The following is a 14,842-nucleotide window of genomic DNA, read 5'->3' as shown; positions in this document are numbered from 1 at the left end:
CCGCAGAGGGTTTGACAGCGGTGGCGGTCGCGTGCTGACTGGCATACTCGGCCTGCCGCCGACTCAATTTTCACGAATGCACTCACTCAGGGGGAATCCACCAGCATGAACAAGCAAGAGCTGATCGGGACGGTCGCCGACACGTCCGGCCTCGGCAAGGGCGACGCCACCAAGGCCGTCGAAGCCGTGTTCGACGCGATCTCGACCGCGCTCAAGAAGGGCGACGAAGTGCGCCTGGTCGGCTTCGGCACCTTCTCGGTGAGCAAGCGCAAGGCTTCGACGGGTCGCAATCCGCGCACCGGCGAGGAAATGACGATCAAGGCGTCGAACCAGCCCAAGTTCAAGGCAGGCAAGGGTCTGAAGGACTCGGTCAACTGATCTGACCAAAGCCGGGCCTGGGGGCTGGACAAGCGCACCCCGCACCGCCTAAAGGCCCGCTTCCCGTTTCCGCCAAAGGGCCCAGCCCTTGGCGAATGGGCGCGTAGCTCAGTGGTAGAGCACTGTGTTCACACCGCAGGGGTCGCAAGTTCAATCCTTGCCGCGCCCACCATATCAAGGCCCGCCGACTCGAGCAGTCGGCGGGCTTTTTTCGTTATCGGCTCGTTCCCGCCGCGCCGATCTCGACTCTGTCATCCGCGCTTCACGGAGCCGACCTAGCGCTGGTCCGGCGATCGGGCGATTCCCCGTGCGTGTGAGGGGAGAAACAGCATGTCGGGGCCGTTACGAATCCCGGGCCAGCTCCCTGTCGGGGCCGCGTCACGATGAACGAATTGACCGTCGTCGCCGCGCGTCGCCACGCCGTCGCCGAGGAAGTCGCGCTGCGCGCCGCACTCCAGCGCTTCGTCGAAGGCCGACTGCGCGACCGCGACCAGGGCGAGGACATCGTCCAGGAAACCTATGTCCGCCTGTACGACTATCGCCGGCGCCGCGGGGTCGCGGATGTCGGGGCGTTCTGCTTCGCAGTTGCGCGCAACTTGGTGTTCGACCATTTTCGCCGCCACCGGACGATGCCGGCGCGCGCGCTGCTCGCTGAGGATATCGCCTGCCCATTGCCCCGCGCGGAGGAAGTGCTCGATTATCGCCAGCGCGTCGATATCCTGGTCAAGGCATTGCGGGTCATGCCGCCGCTTCGCCGCGAAGTGTTTCTTCGCTGCCGGCTCGATGGCATTGCGGCTTCGATCATCGCGGACGATCTCGAGATGAGCCGTGCGGCGGTGGAAAAGCATTGCACCCGCGCGGTCGCCGATCTGCGCGCCGCGCTCGAACGGCGCGGCTTGCCGCCGGGAGCGGCGCGATGACCGCCGTGAGCCGCCGCGCCGCGTTGCGCGATGCCGCGGGCTGGGCAGTGCGCGAGGACGAAGCGGTCCTCCGCCAATCGCCTCCCGCTGCCGCCGCCGATATCCAGGCGATGCTCGACGACCCTGCGCTCGCCGATGCGATGGCGCGGCTACCGCGGCTTTCGGACGGCGACATCCGCGAGATGCGCACCCATCGCCGTCGCGCGCTCGGTGCCGGCGGCGCGCTGGTGCTGGTTGCTGCGATCGGGCTCGGCGGCTGGGAGGCCGGTTGGTATCGCCCAGCGGCGCCGGCGCCGGTGCACTATCAGACCGCGCGTGGCCAGCAGCTCGATGTCGAGCTCGCCGATGGCTCGACGCTGCACTTGAACGGCGAGACCAGCCTCTACGTGACACTCGGCGCGCATAGCCGCAACGTCGCGATGCAGCGCGGCGAAGCCTATTTCGACATCGCGCATCGCCCCGACCAGCCCTTCACCGTGCGCGCCAAGGGGTCGGTGACGCGCGTGCTCGGCACGGCGTTCGACGTCGATATCGCGCGCGACGGCGTGCGGCTCGCGGTCTATCGCGGCAAGGTCCGCTTCGGCGGCGACGGCGCCCCGGACGTCGGCAAGGCTGTGATCGTCGAGGCGGGCTGGCGCAGTCGCTTTGCCGATGGCGAGGCGCACGCGCCGACACGCTTCGACGCATCGCAGCAGGATTGGCGCGACGGCTGGCTCGATATCGACAATATGCGGCTCGGCGAACTGGTCGACGCGCTCAACCGGCGCGGCGGTCCGCTGATCGCGCGGCCGCCCGAAGCGCTCGCCTCGATCGCGCTGTCCGGCCGCTTCCGGCTTGATAATCCCCAACAATTGCTCGGCGCGATCGGGCTGGCTTATGGTTTCGAGGTCGTCCGCAAAGGGAATGGGCTCGGACTCGTCCCCGCGGATTCGCAGCGATCGGTGCCGCAGAATCGCTGACGTGCGCACTGCAGCAATTTTTTTGTCCGGAAGCTGACCGACCTCCGTCTTCCCCCCGGGAGGTGCATCTCGCACCGAGCGGAGGAAGATCGTGGATCGCATTAGGGGAATTTCACTCATGGCCGTGGCAATCACGCTCGCCATGCCGGCCATGGCGCAGGCGCGCGGCGCCGAAGTCGCGATGAGCGCGCAGATGCGCTTCGACATCGGCGCATCCGACCTGCGCAGCGCCATCTCGCAATTCTCGCAGACCACCGGGCTGCAGGTCGTCGTCGCGCCGCAGGTCGTCGCCGGGCATCGCACCGCCGGCGTCCGCGGCGCGCTCACGGTACGTGCGGCGCTCGATCAGCTGTTGCGCGGCAGCAACCTCGCCGTGACGCTGCGCGGGGGCGTGGTGGTGCTCACCCCCGGGCGCGCCGCGCCGGCGCCGCGTCGAGCGGTCCGTACCGCCACCGCAACACCGACGATGCCCGCCGCCCAGGCCGTGACCGAGACCGATCCGGCCGAGGACCAGCCCGAGATCGTCGTGTCCGGCTACCGCCAGAGCATCGCGGCGGCGCAGGAACTCAAGCGCAGTGCCGTGGGTGCCGAGGACGACATCGTCGCATCCGATATCGCGGCCTTTCCCGACCTGAACCTCGCCGAGGCGCTGCAGCGCGTTCCGGGCATCACGATCACCCGCGACACCGGCGAGGGGCGCCAGATCGCGTTGCGCGGCCTCGGCGCCGATTTCACCCGCACCCAGCTCAACGGCATGGAAGTGATGGGCAACACCGCGTCGGGGATGGACAACCGCGGTGCGGTCAGCCGTTCGCGTTCGTTCGACTATAGCCTGTTCGCGTCCGAGCTCTTCAATCGCGTCGCGGTGCAGAAGTCCTTCGCGGCGGAGCAGGACGAAGGCGGCATCGCCGGCACCGTCCAGCTCTACAGCGCCAAGCCTTTCGATTATGACGGCTCGAAGATCGTCGTATCGGCCAAGGGCCAGACCAACACCAACACCAGCGGCGTGACGCCGCGCATCGTCGGGCTGGCGTCGACGCGTTCGGGCGATTTCGGCGCTTTGGTCTCGGTCGCGTATAGCGAGATCAAGAACAACGAATATGGCTATCGCAATTGGGGCTGGGGGCCGACCAAATACGGCGCCGCCAATATCGGTCCGGAGATCGACGCGGCGACGCGTGCCAAGCTGCTCGCCGGCGTCTTCCAGCCGACCGCGCAATCGCCGTCGAGCTGGTATACCGACCGCAAGCGGCTCGGCGTCACCTCCTCGCTGCAATATCACCCCGGCAGCAACTTCAAGCTCGACCTGGACTTCCTCTATGGCCGCCTGTGGGACTATCGCGACGATTATGCCCTCGCCACTGCGGGCAGCAATCCGCTCACCGGCGCCTCGGTCAACGGCACGCAGGTGATCCGCAATGCCGTGATCGACGACACCAACACGCTGCGCGCGGCGAGCTTCACCGGGATCGACCTGCGGTCCGAGCATCATATCGTCAAGAACCACACCGACTTCTATCAGGCGGTCGCCAATCTCGGCTGGAAGGTCGGCGAGCGGCTCACGATCAATGCGCTCGGCGGCTATGAGGAATCGGACTTCGCTCAGCCGGTATTCGACAAGGTGTTCATGGAGGCCAAGCAGACCGCCTTCAGCTACGATACGCGCCCGCGTGTGCCCGTCAACACCTATGGCATCGACCTCACCAACCCGGATCTGTGGACCGTCCAGCGCCTCGACGTGCAGGAAAACGAGATCACCAATCGCTACACCAATGGCAAGCTCGATGCTGAGTACGACCTAGGCGGCGGGCTGACCTTCAAGGCGGGCGGCGCGTACAAGCGGTTCACCAACAGCGGCTATACCTGGGCGAACAAGGTGTTCCACAACGTGCCCGCGAACATCGCCGTGCCGAGCAGCGTCAAGCAGCTCGTCGAGCCCGATACGTTGCTCCAGTACATCGTCGGCAATGTCGACGGAGTCTATGCGGCGATCGGCGACAAGCGCGACCTCACTGTGGCCAATCTCTCGGCCGGCAGCGACTACCGCGTCGAGGAAAAGACCTGGAACGGCTTCGCACAGTTCGAGCTCGATACCGATCTCGGCGGCATGCGGCTGCGCGCTAATGCGGGCCTTCGCTATTACACGACAGACCTGAACTCGTCGGGCCATCTCGCCACCACGGCGGGTTTCGTGCCGGTGTCGATCGACACCAACAGCCATGGCTGGCTTCCCGCCGCCAATGTCGCGCTCGATGTGGCCAAGGACCTGGTGATCCGCGTCAGCGCCAGCCGCAACGTCAATCGCCCCGGGCTCGGCGATCTCGCCGCGGCGGGCTCGATCACCACGCGCCCCAATGGCGGCAGCCTGAGCCTCGGCAATCCGTTCCTCAAGCCATATAAGGCAACATCGGTCGAAGGATCGATCGAATGGTACATGGATCGGTCGGGCTTCGCGTCGGTCGGCTTCTTCTACAAGAACATGGACAGCTTCATCTTGCCGACCACGACGACGATCCCCTATGGCCAGACCGGTCTGCCGCTGTCCCTGCTGATTCAGGGGCAGGACGCCAACACGCCCTATGACGTCAGTCAGCCGATCAACGGCCCCGGCGCCGACATCAAGGGCGTCGAAGTGGCGTTCCAGCACGACTTCACCTTCCTGCCGGCGCCGTTCGACCATTTCGGCGTCGTCGCCAACGGGACGTGGTTCGATGGTCACCAGCAGGCCAAGGTCGGTACCGCATTCGTGCGGCTGCCGCTGTTCAGCCTGTCCAAATGGGCAGCCAATGCGACGCTATATTATGAAGACAAGGATTGGGGTGTCCGCGTTTCGGATGCCTATCGCAGCAAATATTATACCGGCGTCGGCACGATCGGGAATGTCGGCGACTATATCGCCGCCACCCACAATATCGACTTCCAGGCGCATGTGAACCTGGCCCGCGGCATCAGGCTGGTCGCCGAGGGCATCAACCTCACCAACGAGCCGATCGAGCAGTTCGCCGGCGGCGAAATCGCCCGCCGCGTGGTCTACACGACCAGCGGGCGGACCTTCACGTTGGGCGTCAGCGCCGAGTTTTGATCGCGCGATCCCTCGCCTCGGCACCGGCCGGGGCGGGGGGCTCGCTTCGCGTCGATCGCGCCCTCGACCGGCACGACGTTCGGACCCTCGGGCAAAAAACACTGTCCGGATTGGTGGCGCCGTCCGTCTTCTTCTCGAAGGGGCAGGCAAGTCGATCCGGAGGCGATAGATGAAGTGTCGCCTTGGCTCGAACAGTGCTCGGAAAAATCAATGATTTACTTCCCCGGCCTGTTCTTCGCCGGCGAGTAAATGCGTGCGTACCACGTACATCAACCTGACTTATCACGGAGATTGTATGAAAAACCGATATCCGCTCGACAAGTTTCCTGTGCGTCTTGTATCCGCGGCCACCTTCGGCGCGCTCACCCTGTTCCCGCAGCTGGCGCAGGCGCAGGGCTGGCCGGCTCCGGTCGCGCCCCTGGCGCAGCGCGCGACTGCGCTCGACAAGAGGTTCCAGCCCGCAATCGATTTCGACACCGATGTCTGCTTCAACGCCCCAGCGGTCAGCGCAACCGGTGCGATCAGCCCGGCCGCGTCGACTTACGCCACTCGGCCGCCGGCATCGTGCCGCAGCGCCAGCTATCTGACGACGAGCAACGTCTATTCGCGCGCCCGCTGCAACAACGGCTATTGCGCCCTGGTCTACAGCTATTTCTGGCAGTCCGATTTCTCGCACGGCTATGATTGGGAGTCGATCATCGTGTGGATCACCGATCAGGGCGCGAACAGCACCGTGGTCGGCGTCACGCGCGGCGATCACGGCAACTGGGAAACCCGCGCGACCAGCGGGGGCCAGCTGCGCTTCGCCACCGATTCGACCGGCCAGCACGTCAAAATGGTCTATCACTACGAAACCTGGGGCTTCTCCCACCTCTGGCGCTTCTCGAAGACCGATAATGGCGACGAGCCGCCCGAGAACGGCACCGGCAATTGGGTGCTCCAGCCGCTGGTGAGCTGGAACGGCTATCCGTCGCTCAGCGTCCGCGACACGGTGTCGAACTATAATTTCAACGGCACGAATTTCGACAACAAGGAATCGCGCTTCGCGGGCGTGCTCGCGGCGGCGCTCAACACCAGCATCACGCCGGGCTTCAATCCCAATGTGGATTCCGGCGCGAACTCGCCGGGTTGCCCGAGCGGCTCGACGATGTGCTGATCGATTCCACCCCGCGTCGCCGAGGGCGACGCGGGGCGGGTCCTTGGAAAATGTCCATGCGAGAGAATCCGGCAATGTCGAAGCGAGCGCGCATTTTCGGAGGAGCGGTGCTGGTTGTCGCTGCTGCGGCAACGGGGCACTGGCTCCTGCGAGAGGGTGATGCGAGCGGCGGGGCCGCTCCAGACGGCATCATGGTCGTCAAGCCCGCGGCATCGGAGGCGGCCGCTGCGCCGGCTGTGGCCCAGAAGCCCAGCTCTGCGCGCCTTCCCGCCTTGCCCGAGCGGGTCGTCGCCCATGTCCGCCAGGAATATCCTTGGCTGCACGACGTCGACTTCCGCTGCGATGGCGGCGGATGCCAGGTCATTGCGACGATACCGCCGCCCACGGGGGATGCCTTCCTCAAGCAGCGGCAGGAAATGCTGCTCGGCGGATTGGCCAAGCTGGTCGAGGCCAACGGCTATCGAATGCTCGGCCCGCCCGAACTCGAAGAAGTCGATGACAATCTCTTCCACCTTCGCGCCAGGACGGTGCTGGTCCCCGATGCAGTCAGCTAGGGAAGGTATCCGCTACGCCGGCAGGCTATCGTCTTGGTCGTCGAGCCTGAAATGAAACATCCGGCTGGGCCCGTCCTCGGGGACGACGTAGAGGTCACGGCCTTCGATCGCCATGCCCTCGCCGGTATAGGGCCCGCCACGGCCCAGGGGCCTGACCGGCCCGACTGCACCGGCGCGCAAGGTCCGTTCGAGCTTCATCGATGGCCAGTCGATCCAGTCGACGGCGCCGCTCCACAGACTCAGCGATCCGCCTGCGACGAGCTGCCCGCCGACGAACTTCATGTCCTGGTAGCGGGTCGAAGAGGGGTTGGGGACGATCCGTGGCCGGGCATCGTCGCGCAGGTCGAAGACGTAGAACAATTTGCTGTCCCAATTGCCCGCGACGAGCCGGTGTCCCGACGCTGCCACGCAGCCCAGATGGTCCGCGACCCGGATCTTGCGACGTATCCGCAGGCTGTCCGCATCGACTTCGACGAGCACCGCGCTGCTGTTCGGCCGCATCTCCGCAACCGGGATCCAGATCGATCTTCCGGAGATCGATATTCCGCCGGGATGGTATCGGGCGCCGTCGGTGAGTTCGAGCCGGCGCCGGAGCTTGCCGGTCCGCCGGTCGAACTCGTGGAGATAGCCCTTGTGGCTCTCCTGATCGACCGAGGTTACCCAAATCCGGCGATCGCCGAGCTCGAGGCCCTGGACATGAAACACTTCACCTTCGAGCGGGAGCGCACCGACAAGGCGCGCATGCTCGATCGCGCCGTCGAACTGATCCGGAGCGGCCGCCACCGACAGGCAAGACAATAACAGGAAAATGACCGTCAAAGTGGATCGCATTGTCTTGCGGATCATTTGACTTGCCCTTGGACCTCGAATGTCCGCGTCCAATGGCAAATGGGTGTGTCAGAAAAGCTGCGCGTCCGTGAAGCGCGCAAGACTGTTTCTCGAGCGATTTTTACTGGTCGATTATCGGGCAGGGCTGCCCGGGCCGGGTACGTGCGCGGCAGCATCGTGCAACAGCGACGCAACAGGACTGCACTATCGCGCTTGTCGCATCGAAGATTCTATGGTCCTGTAGAGTCGAATGTGAAACGAAATGGGGCAATTTGATGGAATGGATGCTTCTGCCGCTCAGGCGCTACGCTGATTTTCAAGGCCGTTCGCGCCGGCGCGAATATTGGATGTTCCTGCTGTTCATCATGCTCGTCGTCTTCGCATGGGGCGCGATCTTCGCCGTTTTGGGCGGGATGAGCGGCTATGAAAGCGGCAACGGAATCGGCATGCTGGCGACGGTCTGGGCGCTGTTGGGCGGTCTCGCCTATCTCGCGATCCTGGTACCCAGCATTGCGGTTCAGGTCCGCCGTTTTCACGACCGCGACATGAGCGGCTGGTTCGTCCTGCTCAACTTCGTTCCTTATGTCGGCGGCCTGATCGTGTTCGTCTTCATGGTTTTGCCTGGCACCGAAGGTGAAAACCGCTTCGGGCCGGATCCAAAGGATCCCCACGGCGTCGACGCCGTCGCCGAAGTGTTCAGCTGACCTGACCTGGGCTACCGCCGCGACCAGCCACTGTGCTTGTTGTCGCGGCGGCGGCCCAGCATCATTCCGCGTTCGAGCCGCGCGCACAAAGCGGCATAATAATCCGACAAGAACCCGTAATCGTCGCCATCGTCGGGAAGCCCGGCCTTGCGCCGCACCGCGGCGGCCACCGTGACGACCGCCTCCTCGCGGTTCTTGCGCAGCACGTCCTCAAGCGTCTGGAGTTCGTAGACGCCATAGACGTCGAGCGCCGCGTCGGTGAACACGCGCCGGGGCCGCTGATCGGTCTGCGCAGCCAAGTCCACCGCCAGCTTGGCCCGCGCGTTGTGCACCACCCAGGTTCCCGCGATCAGGTCGCCCACGCGCAGCCGGTCGCGATTGAACAGCGGGAAGAACAGGAAAATTCCGGTCCAGGCGAGCGCGAACAGGACCATCCATCCATCGGCGGACCCTTCGGCGGCGCGCGCGCCCAGGAACGACAGCGGCAGGAAGAATTCGATCTCGCGCATCGCATTGCGCGCGATCACCGCCGCGCCGGTGAGGCGCCCGCCGTCGCGCGCGATTACCCGAAGCTTCATCAGGCGCTTGCCCGGCGTCGCCCCGCGGCTGCCCATCTCGAATAGCGTGAACCAGCCGTTGCGCAGCACGAACAGCCCGACCAGCCAGATGATCGCAAAGATGCCGCCTTCGGGACTGGCGATGTGCAGTAGGCCCAGCGCGGCCGATATCAGGGTCAGCGCGATGACGATAATCAGCCCGTCGACGAAGAAGGCAGTGGCGCGCGACGCCGCGGTGCCGAGCTTCAGCCGCAGGTCCACGCCCTCGGGCGTGATGAAGCTCCGTTGCAGGTCCGCGGGGCCGCGCGGCTTGCGGTCAGCGCGGCGCCAGCGCATCGCTACCCTCCCGACGGCGAGGCAGGAAGAAATAGCACAGCCAGCCGACCAGCGCCGCGATGCCGATGCCATAGCGCATCGCGTCGTTCTGGATCGTCTGGCGGCCGACGCCCTCGAGCAGGCCGGCAATCATCAGCATGCACACCACCCCCATCATCGCGACGGCGGTGCTGCGCCCGGCGCGGACCGCGGCGTCGGTGCGGGCGAGGCGGCCGGGGAAGGCGACCGCAGTGCCGATCCGCACCCCCGCGGCGCCGGCGATCGTCACGGCGAAAAGCTCGGTCGTGCCGTGGATCATCAGCCAGCCGACAAAGCCGAAGCCCAACCCCTTCTGGAAGAAGAGCGCGAGCATCGCCCCCAGGGTCAGGCCGTTGTAGAGGATCAGCAGCAGGGTAGGGACCGCGAATGCGAACCCCAGAGCGAAGGCGAAGATCGAGACCTGACTGTTATGCGTGAATAGGAACGCGGCGAAAGTCACCAGCATGTTTTCCTTCTCGTCCCCGTAGATCGTCGCGCGCAGCGTCTCGGTGCTTGCCGACGGATCGCGGCCGCCCGCCATGCCGTCGGGCAGGATGCTGTAATACCAGCTGGGGTCACCCGCCACGAGCGCGAACCCGACTACGGTTCCCACCACGAGCAGGACGAAGCAGAACAGGATCTCCTTCCACAGGTCCTGGACCGCGAGCGGCCAGCCCGACGCGAAGAAGCGCCCGATCTGCACGCCCAGCGATGTCGGCACGCCGTAGAGCTGGAAATAGGCGCGGGTGCAGAGCTGCTCGAGATAAGTGACCAGGGCGCGGTCGAGCGAGGTCTCGCGCGCGACCGAGAGCGAGGACAGGGTCGATCGGTAGAGCAGCGGCAGCGCGAGGATATCGTCGTCGTCGAGCGCACGGACCGACCGCTTTTCCATGCGAGTCAGTAGGCGATCGAGCCGTTCCCAATCAGCCTCGTGCGCCGCGCGGAAGCGGCTGGCATTGACCATCGGCGCGGCGCCGAGCGGCGGCTGTTCGGCGAGCGACGTCACAACAGGTTCCTTCGCTTGAGCGCCGAATAGCCCTCGACCACGCGATCGGCGACGCGATCATATTCGCTCTCGATCACGTGCGCGCCAAGGTGACGCAGCCGCGTGAGCACGGTCAGGCGGTCGCGCAGCAGCGCCGCCGCGGTGACCGCGCGGGTGACGTCGTCGGCGGTGACCGGCGGGGCGTCCACGATACCCTCCAGCTCGTCGTCGCGCAGCACGACGATGAGCAGCAGATGCGTCTGGAGCAGCCGCGCCGCCGCCTTGACCATGAACTCCGCCGAAGTGGGATCGGTGATCTCGGTGAACAGGATGATCATCGAGCGTCGGGTCAGCCGCGCCGCGAGCGTGGTCAGCGCATAAGTGTAGTTCGTCTCTTCGCCGCTATAGTCGATGCGCGCGGCGAGATGCTGGAGTTCGGCGAAGGCGGCGGGCCCGGTCACCAGCCCGCTCGCGACGCGCGGCCGCGAATCGAAGGCGTGGAGCGCCACGCGGTCCCCGAGCTTGAGCGCCACCCAGCCGGTCAGCAGCATTGCCGAGATCACGCGATCGAGCCGGCTGAGCCCGGCGAGCGGTTCGCTCATCTGGCGGCCCGAATCGATCGCGAAGACGATCTGGTTGTTGCGCTCGGTGCGAGTCTCCTTGGCGTGGAGCTTGGAATGACGTGCCGACTGCTTCCAGTCGATCGCGCGCCGGTCCATCCCTGCGCGAAACTCGACCAGGGCATCGAAATCGACTCCGTCGCCGCGCTCGATCTGCGCCATCATCCCGTTCATCGCGTGGCGCTGGAACAGCCGGGCGCCGCGATCATGGACCACGCTGAGATCGGGCAGGATCGCGACCGACGCGTCGAGCGCCATGGCCTGTTGCTTCCAGCCCAGCCCGAGCCGGCCGGTCCAGCGCAGCCACACTTGGTCGATCCGTCCAGTGCCGCGTCGCGAGGCGTGCAGCGCGATCGCGTAATGCCCTTTGCCGGCCTCAAGGTCGAGCCAGCGGACGCCATCGTCGACACGCTCGAGAAGCGCATTGGTCTGCAGCGCGAACTCCGCGCGCGCGGGCAGGGCGCCGCCTTCGATCGCGATGTGGAGCGTCGCGACGAGATCGGTACCCACGCCGGCACTGCGCGGAAGCGCGACCCGCGCGTCGGCCTTGGCGCGGCCGGCGCCGAGCAGCCCGTCGATCAGCGTGAGCACGACCACCGCCGCCGGCCAGGCCAAAGCCGCATACCAGCGCTCGGGGACCAGCAACGCGACGAGCAAGGTCACGGGCAGGCCTGCGACGATCGCGGCGATGGCGGTTCGCGTCGGATAGATCATGCGGCGCTCAGCGCGGCGCCTCGATCGCCTCGATGATGCCGCTCACGACGTCCTCGATCGCGCGGCCGTCGATCTCCGCGGCGGGCGACAGGATCAAGCGGTGGCGCAGCAGCGCCGGCGCGATCGCCTTCACATCGTCGGGAATGACGAAGTCGCGGCCTTCGATCGCCGCACGGGCACGCACCGCGCCCGCCATCATTGCGCCCGCGCGCGGCGAGGCGCCGCTCTCGAGGTCGGCGACGCCGCGCGTGGCGCGGATCAGCGCCAGGATATAGTCGACCACTTCATCGGCGACCCGGACCGTGGCGACCACATCGAGCGCGGCGGTGATCTGGGCCGCGTCGGCGATGGCGACGACACCCCAGTCCTCAGGCGCCATCGCGCCGGGACGGACGCCGTGCACGGCGATGATCTTGCGCTCTTCCTCGGCGCTCGGATAGTCGACGGTCTGCTTGAACAGGAAGCGGTCGAGTTGCGCCTCGGGCAGCGGATAAACGCCCTGCTGCTCGATCGGGTTCTGGGTGGCGACCACCGTGAAGCGGTCGCTGAGCGGCAGGCTCTCGCCGTCGATCGTCACGGTGCGCTCCTGCATCGCCTCCAGCAAGGCGGCCTGGGTCTTGGGCGGCGTCCGGTTGATCTCGTCGGCGAGCAGCAATTCGGTGAAGACCGGACCGCGCGTCAGCGTGAACTGGCTGGTCTGGAAGTTGAAGAGATTGGCACCGATAATGTCGCCCGGCATCAGGTCGGGCGTGAACTGGATCCGCCCGAAATCGAGCCCTACCGCGCGCGCGAAGCTGGACGCGAGCAGCGTCTTCGCGGTGCCCGGCGGGCCTTCGAGCAGGATGTGCCCGCCCGAGAAGAGTGCGATCAGCATCAGCTCAACGGTGTTCTCGTGCCCGACGACGGCGCGCGAGATCTGTTCGCGGATCTTCCCGGCGAGCGCGTGGACGGTGTCAACGGTCACTTGCTGTTCCTCATCTTGTCCCTCTGCCATGCATGGAGTGCGTTGGTCGCCTCGACCAGATCGCCGCGGTCGCGCGCCGACGCTGCTTTCTCGGCCAGTTCGGTGAAGCGTTGCGGGCCTTTGAGGCCGTCGAGATAGGTGTCGAGCGCCGCGTCGCGCAGCCGGGCGGGGGCGCCGAACGCGCGTGCGGCGCGCTCGCGGACCATTGCGGCATAACGTGCGCCCATCCGCGTCTCGCGACGCGCCTTTCGGACCAGCGCCGCGCTATTGTCGATCAGCGCCGCCTTGCCGAGCGCGATCGCGCGTTCGCGCGGCGCGATCGGCCCGAAGCGGGCCAGCGCCTGCCAGCCTGCCAGCAGCAGCGCCGCGGCGAGCCCGAGCGTCACCGCCAGGAAGGGCGGCTCGAACATCAGCTTGAGCGGACTTCGCGAAGCGCCGAGGCCGTTCAGAGAGACATCGAACGCAATGCCCTCGGCATCGGTCGAATTCATCCAGTCGAGCAAGGCGAGCGCCGACGAGGCCTGGCCGACGTCCTTCATCCCGATATTGTTGAGCAGGTCGGGATCGGCGAGCACGAACAACGGGCCTTCGCCGAGCTGCGCCAGCAGCACGCCGCCGTCGCCGTCGGTCAGCAGCGGGGATAGCGCCATCGGCACGCCGTCGAGCGTGGTCTCCTTCGGCAGGCCGGTGATGACCTGCGCCTGCTCGGGCTCGCGAAAGCGGATCGCGGCAGGCAGGCCGTGACTTTTGAGCACCCCACCTTCGGTACGCTTTTGCTGCATCTGGAAGCGGATCGACGGCGTCAACACGCCGATCGGTTCGCTCAGCGGCAACATGCTCACAGAACGGACCCAGCCGCGATGCTTGGGGTCGGGCGCGGTCTGCCACTTCGGCAAGATGAACAATGTCGGCTTGGCCTCGCGTCCGCTCAGCGCCGCACTGATGTTCGTGGCGGCGCGCTCGGGCGTGACGATAAGGAGGTCCTCGGTGTCGAACTGCGCGTCGCTGCGCAGGATGCGTGGGCTGCGCTCGGTGGCGTCGGCAAGCGCGACCAGCGCGCGATAGCCGGTCGCCGCATTCGAGAGCGCGTGTGCGCCGCCGTTGCGGCCCGAGCCGAGGTCCGGGCCATAGGCACCGAGTACCAGCATACCGACAAAGCCGAGCACGCCGACAACCAGCATCAACGCTACCGTCCGGGCGCGGAACAGCCCGCTATCGGGCGCCTTGCCGATCGCGACGTCGCTCATCCGTGCCAGCTCCGCGCGCGGGCGAAATCGGCATAGGCCTCGCGGCAGCGGCCCCATTCGTCCGCCCCGACCGGCGTCCCACCGAACAGGCTGCGCTCGACCACGCCGGCGAGATCGGCGAACAGCCGGCGCGGCGCAGGCGGGATCGCCTCGGCGCGCGCAAGGTCGCGGCTGGTGAGTGCGGGCCGCAACAGCCGCGGCCGCCGTTGTCCGATATCCTCGACGCTGCGAAGCAAGAGGTGATGGACCGCCTCGGCATATTGCCCGGACGCTGCCAGCCGATCGGCTTCGTTGAGCCACTGACGAGCGGGCTCGGCCGCGGGCGTCCAATCGTCGATCGGCTCGGCTGCCTCGCTGGTCGCGGCGCTGCGCGCGCGGCGCCGAACGGGGAGGCGCCACTCGCCGTGGCGGATGCGGTCATACGCCACGCGCAGCACGAACAGGAGAAGGAGGACGATCATCGCCCACAGGATGATCCGCGCATAAGGCGCGTCGGGCATGAAGCTCGATATCCAGCGCAGAAAGCGCCCGATGGGCCTGGCCAGCTGCTGGGCAGATCGGCCGAGCGCCTTGAGCCATTCCGGGGGCGGGGCGGGCGGCTGCAGCGGGAGCATGTCGAACTGGACGTCGCCGCCATCGCGCAGCGCGCGATGCGCCGCGACCAGCCGCGCGTCCGTTGCCCCTTCCGCTTCGCTCATCCCATGCCCCCGGGTCCAAACCCATAATCGAATGACACGGACCCGCAAGCCATTTGGCGAATCAGCATGAGCAAACTAAGTCAGTCACTTGTGACCGGGACTTGCTACCAATCGATTTCACC

General features: G+C 66.5%; 14 protein-coding genes and 1 tRNA gene. 8 read left to right on the top strand and 7 right to left on the bottom strand.

The annotated features are described in order from the left end of the window. Window positions 1-105: 105 nt before the first annotated feature. The 7 genes from AC3WJI_RS09500 (at window position 106) to AC3WJI_RS09470 (ending at window position 7,049) form a co-directional block, all read left to right on the top strand. Window positions 106-378 carry an HU family DNA-binding protein gene (locus tag AC3WJI_RS09500; protein WP_077511876.1) on the top strand — a complete coding sequence of 91 codons (273 nt, stop codon included), beginning with the start codon at window positions 106-108 and terminating at the stop codon, window positions 376-378. A gap of 97 nt (window positions 379-475) precedes the next feature. Next, a tRNA-Val gene (locus AC3WJI_RS09495) sits at window positions 476-550 on the top strand. Window positions 551-761: 211 nt separating this feature from the next. Then, on the top strand, window positions 762-1,298 hold the full coding sequence (locus AC3WJI_RS09490; RefSeq protein WP_492757012.1) for an RNA polymerase sigma factor: 537 nt from the start codon (window positions 762-764) through the stop codon (window positions 1,296-1,298). Beyond that, window positions 1,295-2,257, top strand: coding sequence for a FecR family protein (locus AC3WJI_RS09485; RefSeq protein WP_492757011.1), 963 nt, complete (start codon window positions 1,295-1,297; stop codon window positions 2,255-2,257). The genes AC3WJI_RS09490 and AC3WJI_RS09485 overlap by 4 nt, the downstream gene beginning before the upstream one ends. A gap of 118 nt (window positions 2,258-2,375) precedes the next feature. Next, window positions 2,376-5,339: a TonB-dependent receptor gene (locus AC3WJI_RS09480; protein ID WP_492757010.1), complete on the top strand. Its 2,964-nt coding sequence runs from the start codon at window positions 2,376-2,378 to the stop codon at window positions 5,337-5,339. Between the two features lie 295 nt (window positions 5,340-5,634). Continuing rightward, window positions 5,635-6,495 carry an NPP1 family protein gene (locus AC3WJI_RS09475; RefSeq protein ID WP_492757009.1) on the top strand — a complete coding sequence of 287 codons (861 nt, stop codon included), beginning with the start codon at window positions 5,635-5,637 and terminating at the stop codon, window positions 6,493-6,495. A gap of 191 nt (window positions 6,496-6,686) precedes the next feature. Then, window positions 6,687-7,049, top strand: coding sequence for a hypothetical protein (locus tag AC3WJI_RS09470; RefSeq protein ID WP_492757008.1), 363 nt, complete (start codon window positions 6,687-6,689; stop codon window positions 7,047-7,049). 12 nt (window positions 7,050-7,061) lie between these two features. Here the strand turns inward: AC3WJI_RS09470 and AC3WJI_RS09465 are convergent, their stop codons facing one another. Further along, window positions 7,062-7,832, bottom strand: a complete 771-nt coding sequence (locus AC3WJI_RS09465; protein ID WP_492757007.1) for a DUF6454 family protein — start codon at window positions 7,830-7,832, stop codon at window positions 7,062-7,064. Between the two features lie 329 nt (window positions 7,833-8,161). On the opposite strand from AC3WJI_RS09465, the gene AC3WJI_RS09460 reads away from it, so the two are divergent. Further along, a complete protein-coding gene (locus AC3WJI_RS09460) occupies window positions 8,162-8,581 on the top strand; it encodes a DUF805 domain-containing protein (RefSeq protein WP_492757006.1) in 420 nt (139 codons plus the stop codon). Window positions 8,582-8,592: 11 nt separating this feature from the next. Here AC3WJI_RS09460 and AC3WJI_RS09455 read toward each other — a convergent pair whose 3' ends face one another. The 6 genes from AC3WJI_RS09455 to AC3WJI_RS09430 are packed head-to-tail and all read right to left on the bottom strand — an operon-like array spanning window position 8,593 to window position 14,720. Then, the gene (locus AC3WJI_RS09455; protein WP_492757005.1) at window positions 8,593-9,474 is read right to left on the bottom strand and encodes an RDD family protein; all 882 of its coding nucleotides are present in this window, start codon (window positions 9,472-9,474) and stop codon (window positions 8,593-8,595) included. Continuing rightward, window positions 9,455-10,456 carry a stage II sporulation protein M gene (locus tag AC3WJI_RS09450; protein WP_492757022.1) on the bottom strand — a complete coding sequence of 334 codons (1,002 nt, stop codon included), beginning with the start codon at window positions 10,454-10,456 and terminating at the stop codon, window positions 9,455-9,457. Before AC3WJI_RS09450 ends, AC3WJI_RS09455 begins: the two co-directional genes overlap by 20 nt. A 38-nt stretch (window positions 10,457-10,494) precedes the next feature. Then, window positions 10,495-11,811, bottom strand: a complete 1,317-nt coding sequence (locus tag AC3WJI_RS09445) for a DUF58 domain-containing protein (protein ID WP_492757004.1) — start codon at window positions 11,809-11,811, stop codon at window positions 10,495-10,497. A 7-nt stretch (window positions 11,812-11,818) separates the two neighbouring features. Then, a complete protein-coding gene (locus AC3WJI_RS09440) occupies window positions 11,819-12,775 on the bottom strand; it encodes an AAA family ATPase (RefSeq protein WP_492757003.1) in 957 nt (318 codons plus the stop codon). After that, window positions 12,772-14,022 (bottom strand): hypothetical protein, encoded by a 1,251-nt coding sequence (locus AC3WJI_RS09435; protein WP_492757002.1) that lies wholly within the window; start codon window positions 14,020-14,022, stop codon window positions 12,772-12,774. Before AC3WJI_RS09435 ends, AC3WJI_RS09440 begins: the two co-directional genes overlap by 4 nt. Continuing rightward, window positions 14,019-14,720, bottom strand: coding sequence for a DUF4129 domain-containing protein (locus AC3WJI_RS09430; protein WP_492757001.1), 702 nt, complete (start codon window positions 14,718-14,720; stop codon window positions 14,019-14,021). The genes AC3WJI_RS09435 and AC3WJI_RS09430 overlap by 4 nt, the downstream gene beginning before the upstream one ends. Window positions 14,721-14,842 lie beyond the last annotated feature (122 nt).

The sequence above is a fragment of the Sphingomonas sp. FW306-1B-B10E genome (genome assembly GCF_058782005.1).
The sequence above is the reverse complement of the archived record's forward strand: the minus strand, read 5'-3'. Positions and strand labels throughout refer to the sequence as shown.

What these genes read in the sequence shown, in the direction of transcription:
- AC3WJI_RS09455 (WP_492757005.1), bottom strand. Translation starts at nt 9,474, where the DNA reads ATGCGCTGGCGCCGCGCTGACCGCAAGCCGCGCGGCCCCGCGGACCTG.
- AC3WJI_RS09490 (WP_492757012.1), top strand. Translation starts at nt 762, where the DNA reads ATGAACGAATTGACCGTCGTCGCCGCGCGTCGCCACGCCGTCGCCGAG.
- AC3WJI_RS09435 (WP_492757002.1), bottom strand. Translation starts at nt 14,022, where the DNA reads ATGAGCGACGTCGCGATCGGCAAGGCGCCCGATAGCGGGCTGTTCCGC.
- AC3WJI_RS09460 (WP_492757006.1), top strand. Translation starts at nt 8,162, where the DNA reads ATGCTTCTGCCGCTCAGGCGCTACGCTGATTTTCAAGGCCGTTCGCGC.
- AC3WJI_RS09445 (WP_492757004.1), bottom strand. Translation starts at nt 11,811, where the DNA reads ATGATCTATCCGACGCGAACCGCCATCGCCGCGATCGTCGCAGGCCTG.
- AC3WJI_RS09480 (WP_492757010.1), top strand. Translation starts at nt 2,376, where the DNA reads ATGGCCGTGGCAATCACGCTCGCCATGCCGGCCATGGCGCAGGCGCGC.
- AC3WJI_RS09450 (WP_492757022.1), bottom strand. Translation starts at nt 10,456, where the DNA reads ATGGTCAATGCCAGCCGCTTCCGCGCGGCGCACGAGGCTGATTGGGAA.
- AC3WJI_RS09470 (WP_492757008.1), top strand. Translation starts at nt 6,687, where the DNA reads ATGGTCGTCAAGCCCGCGGCATCGGAGGCGGCCGCTGCGCCGGCTGTG.
- AC3WJI_RS09430 (WP_492757001.1), bottom strand. Translation starts at nt 14,720, where the DNA reads ATGAGCGAAGCGGAAGGGGCAACGGACGCGCGGCTGGTCGCGGCGCAT.
- AC3WJI_RS09475 (WP_492757009.1), top strand. Translation starts at nt 5,635, where the DNA reads ATGAAAAACCGATATCCGCTCGACAAGTTTCCTGTGCGTCTTGTATCC.
- AC3WJI_RS09500 (WP_077511876.1), top strand. Translation starts at nt 106, where the DNA reads ATGAACAAGCAAGAGCTGATCGGGACGGTCGCCGACACGTCCGGCCTC.
- AC3WJI_RS09485 (WP_492757011.1), top strand. Translation starts at nt 1,295, where the DNA reads ATGACCGCCGTGAGCCGCCGCGCCGCGTTGCGCGATGCCGCGGGCTGG.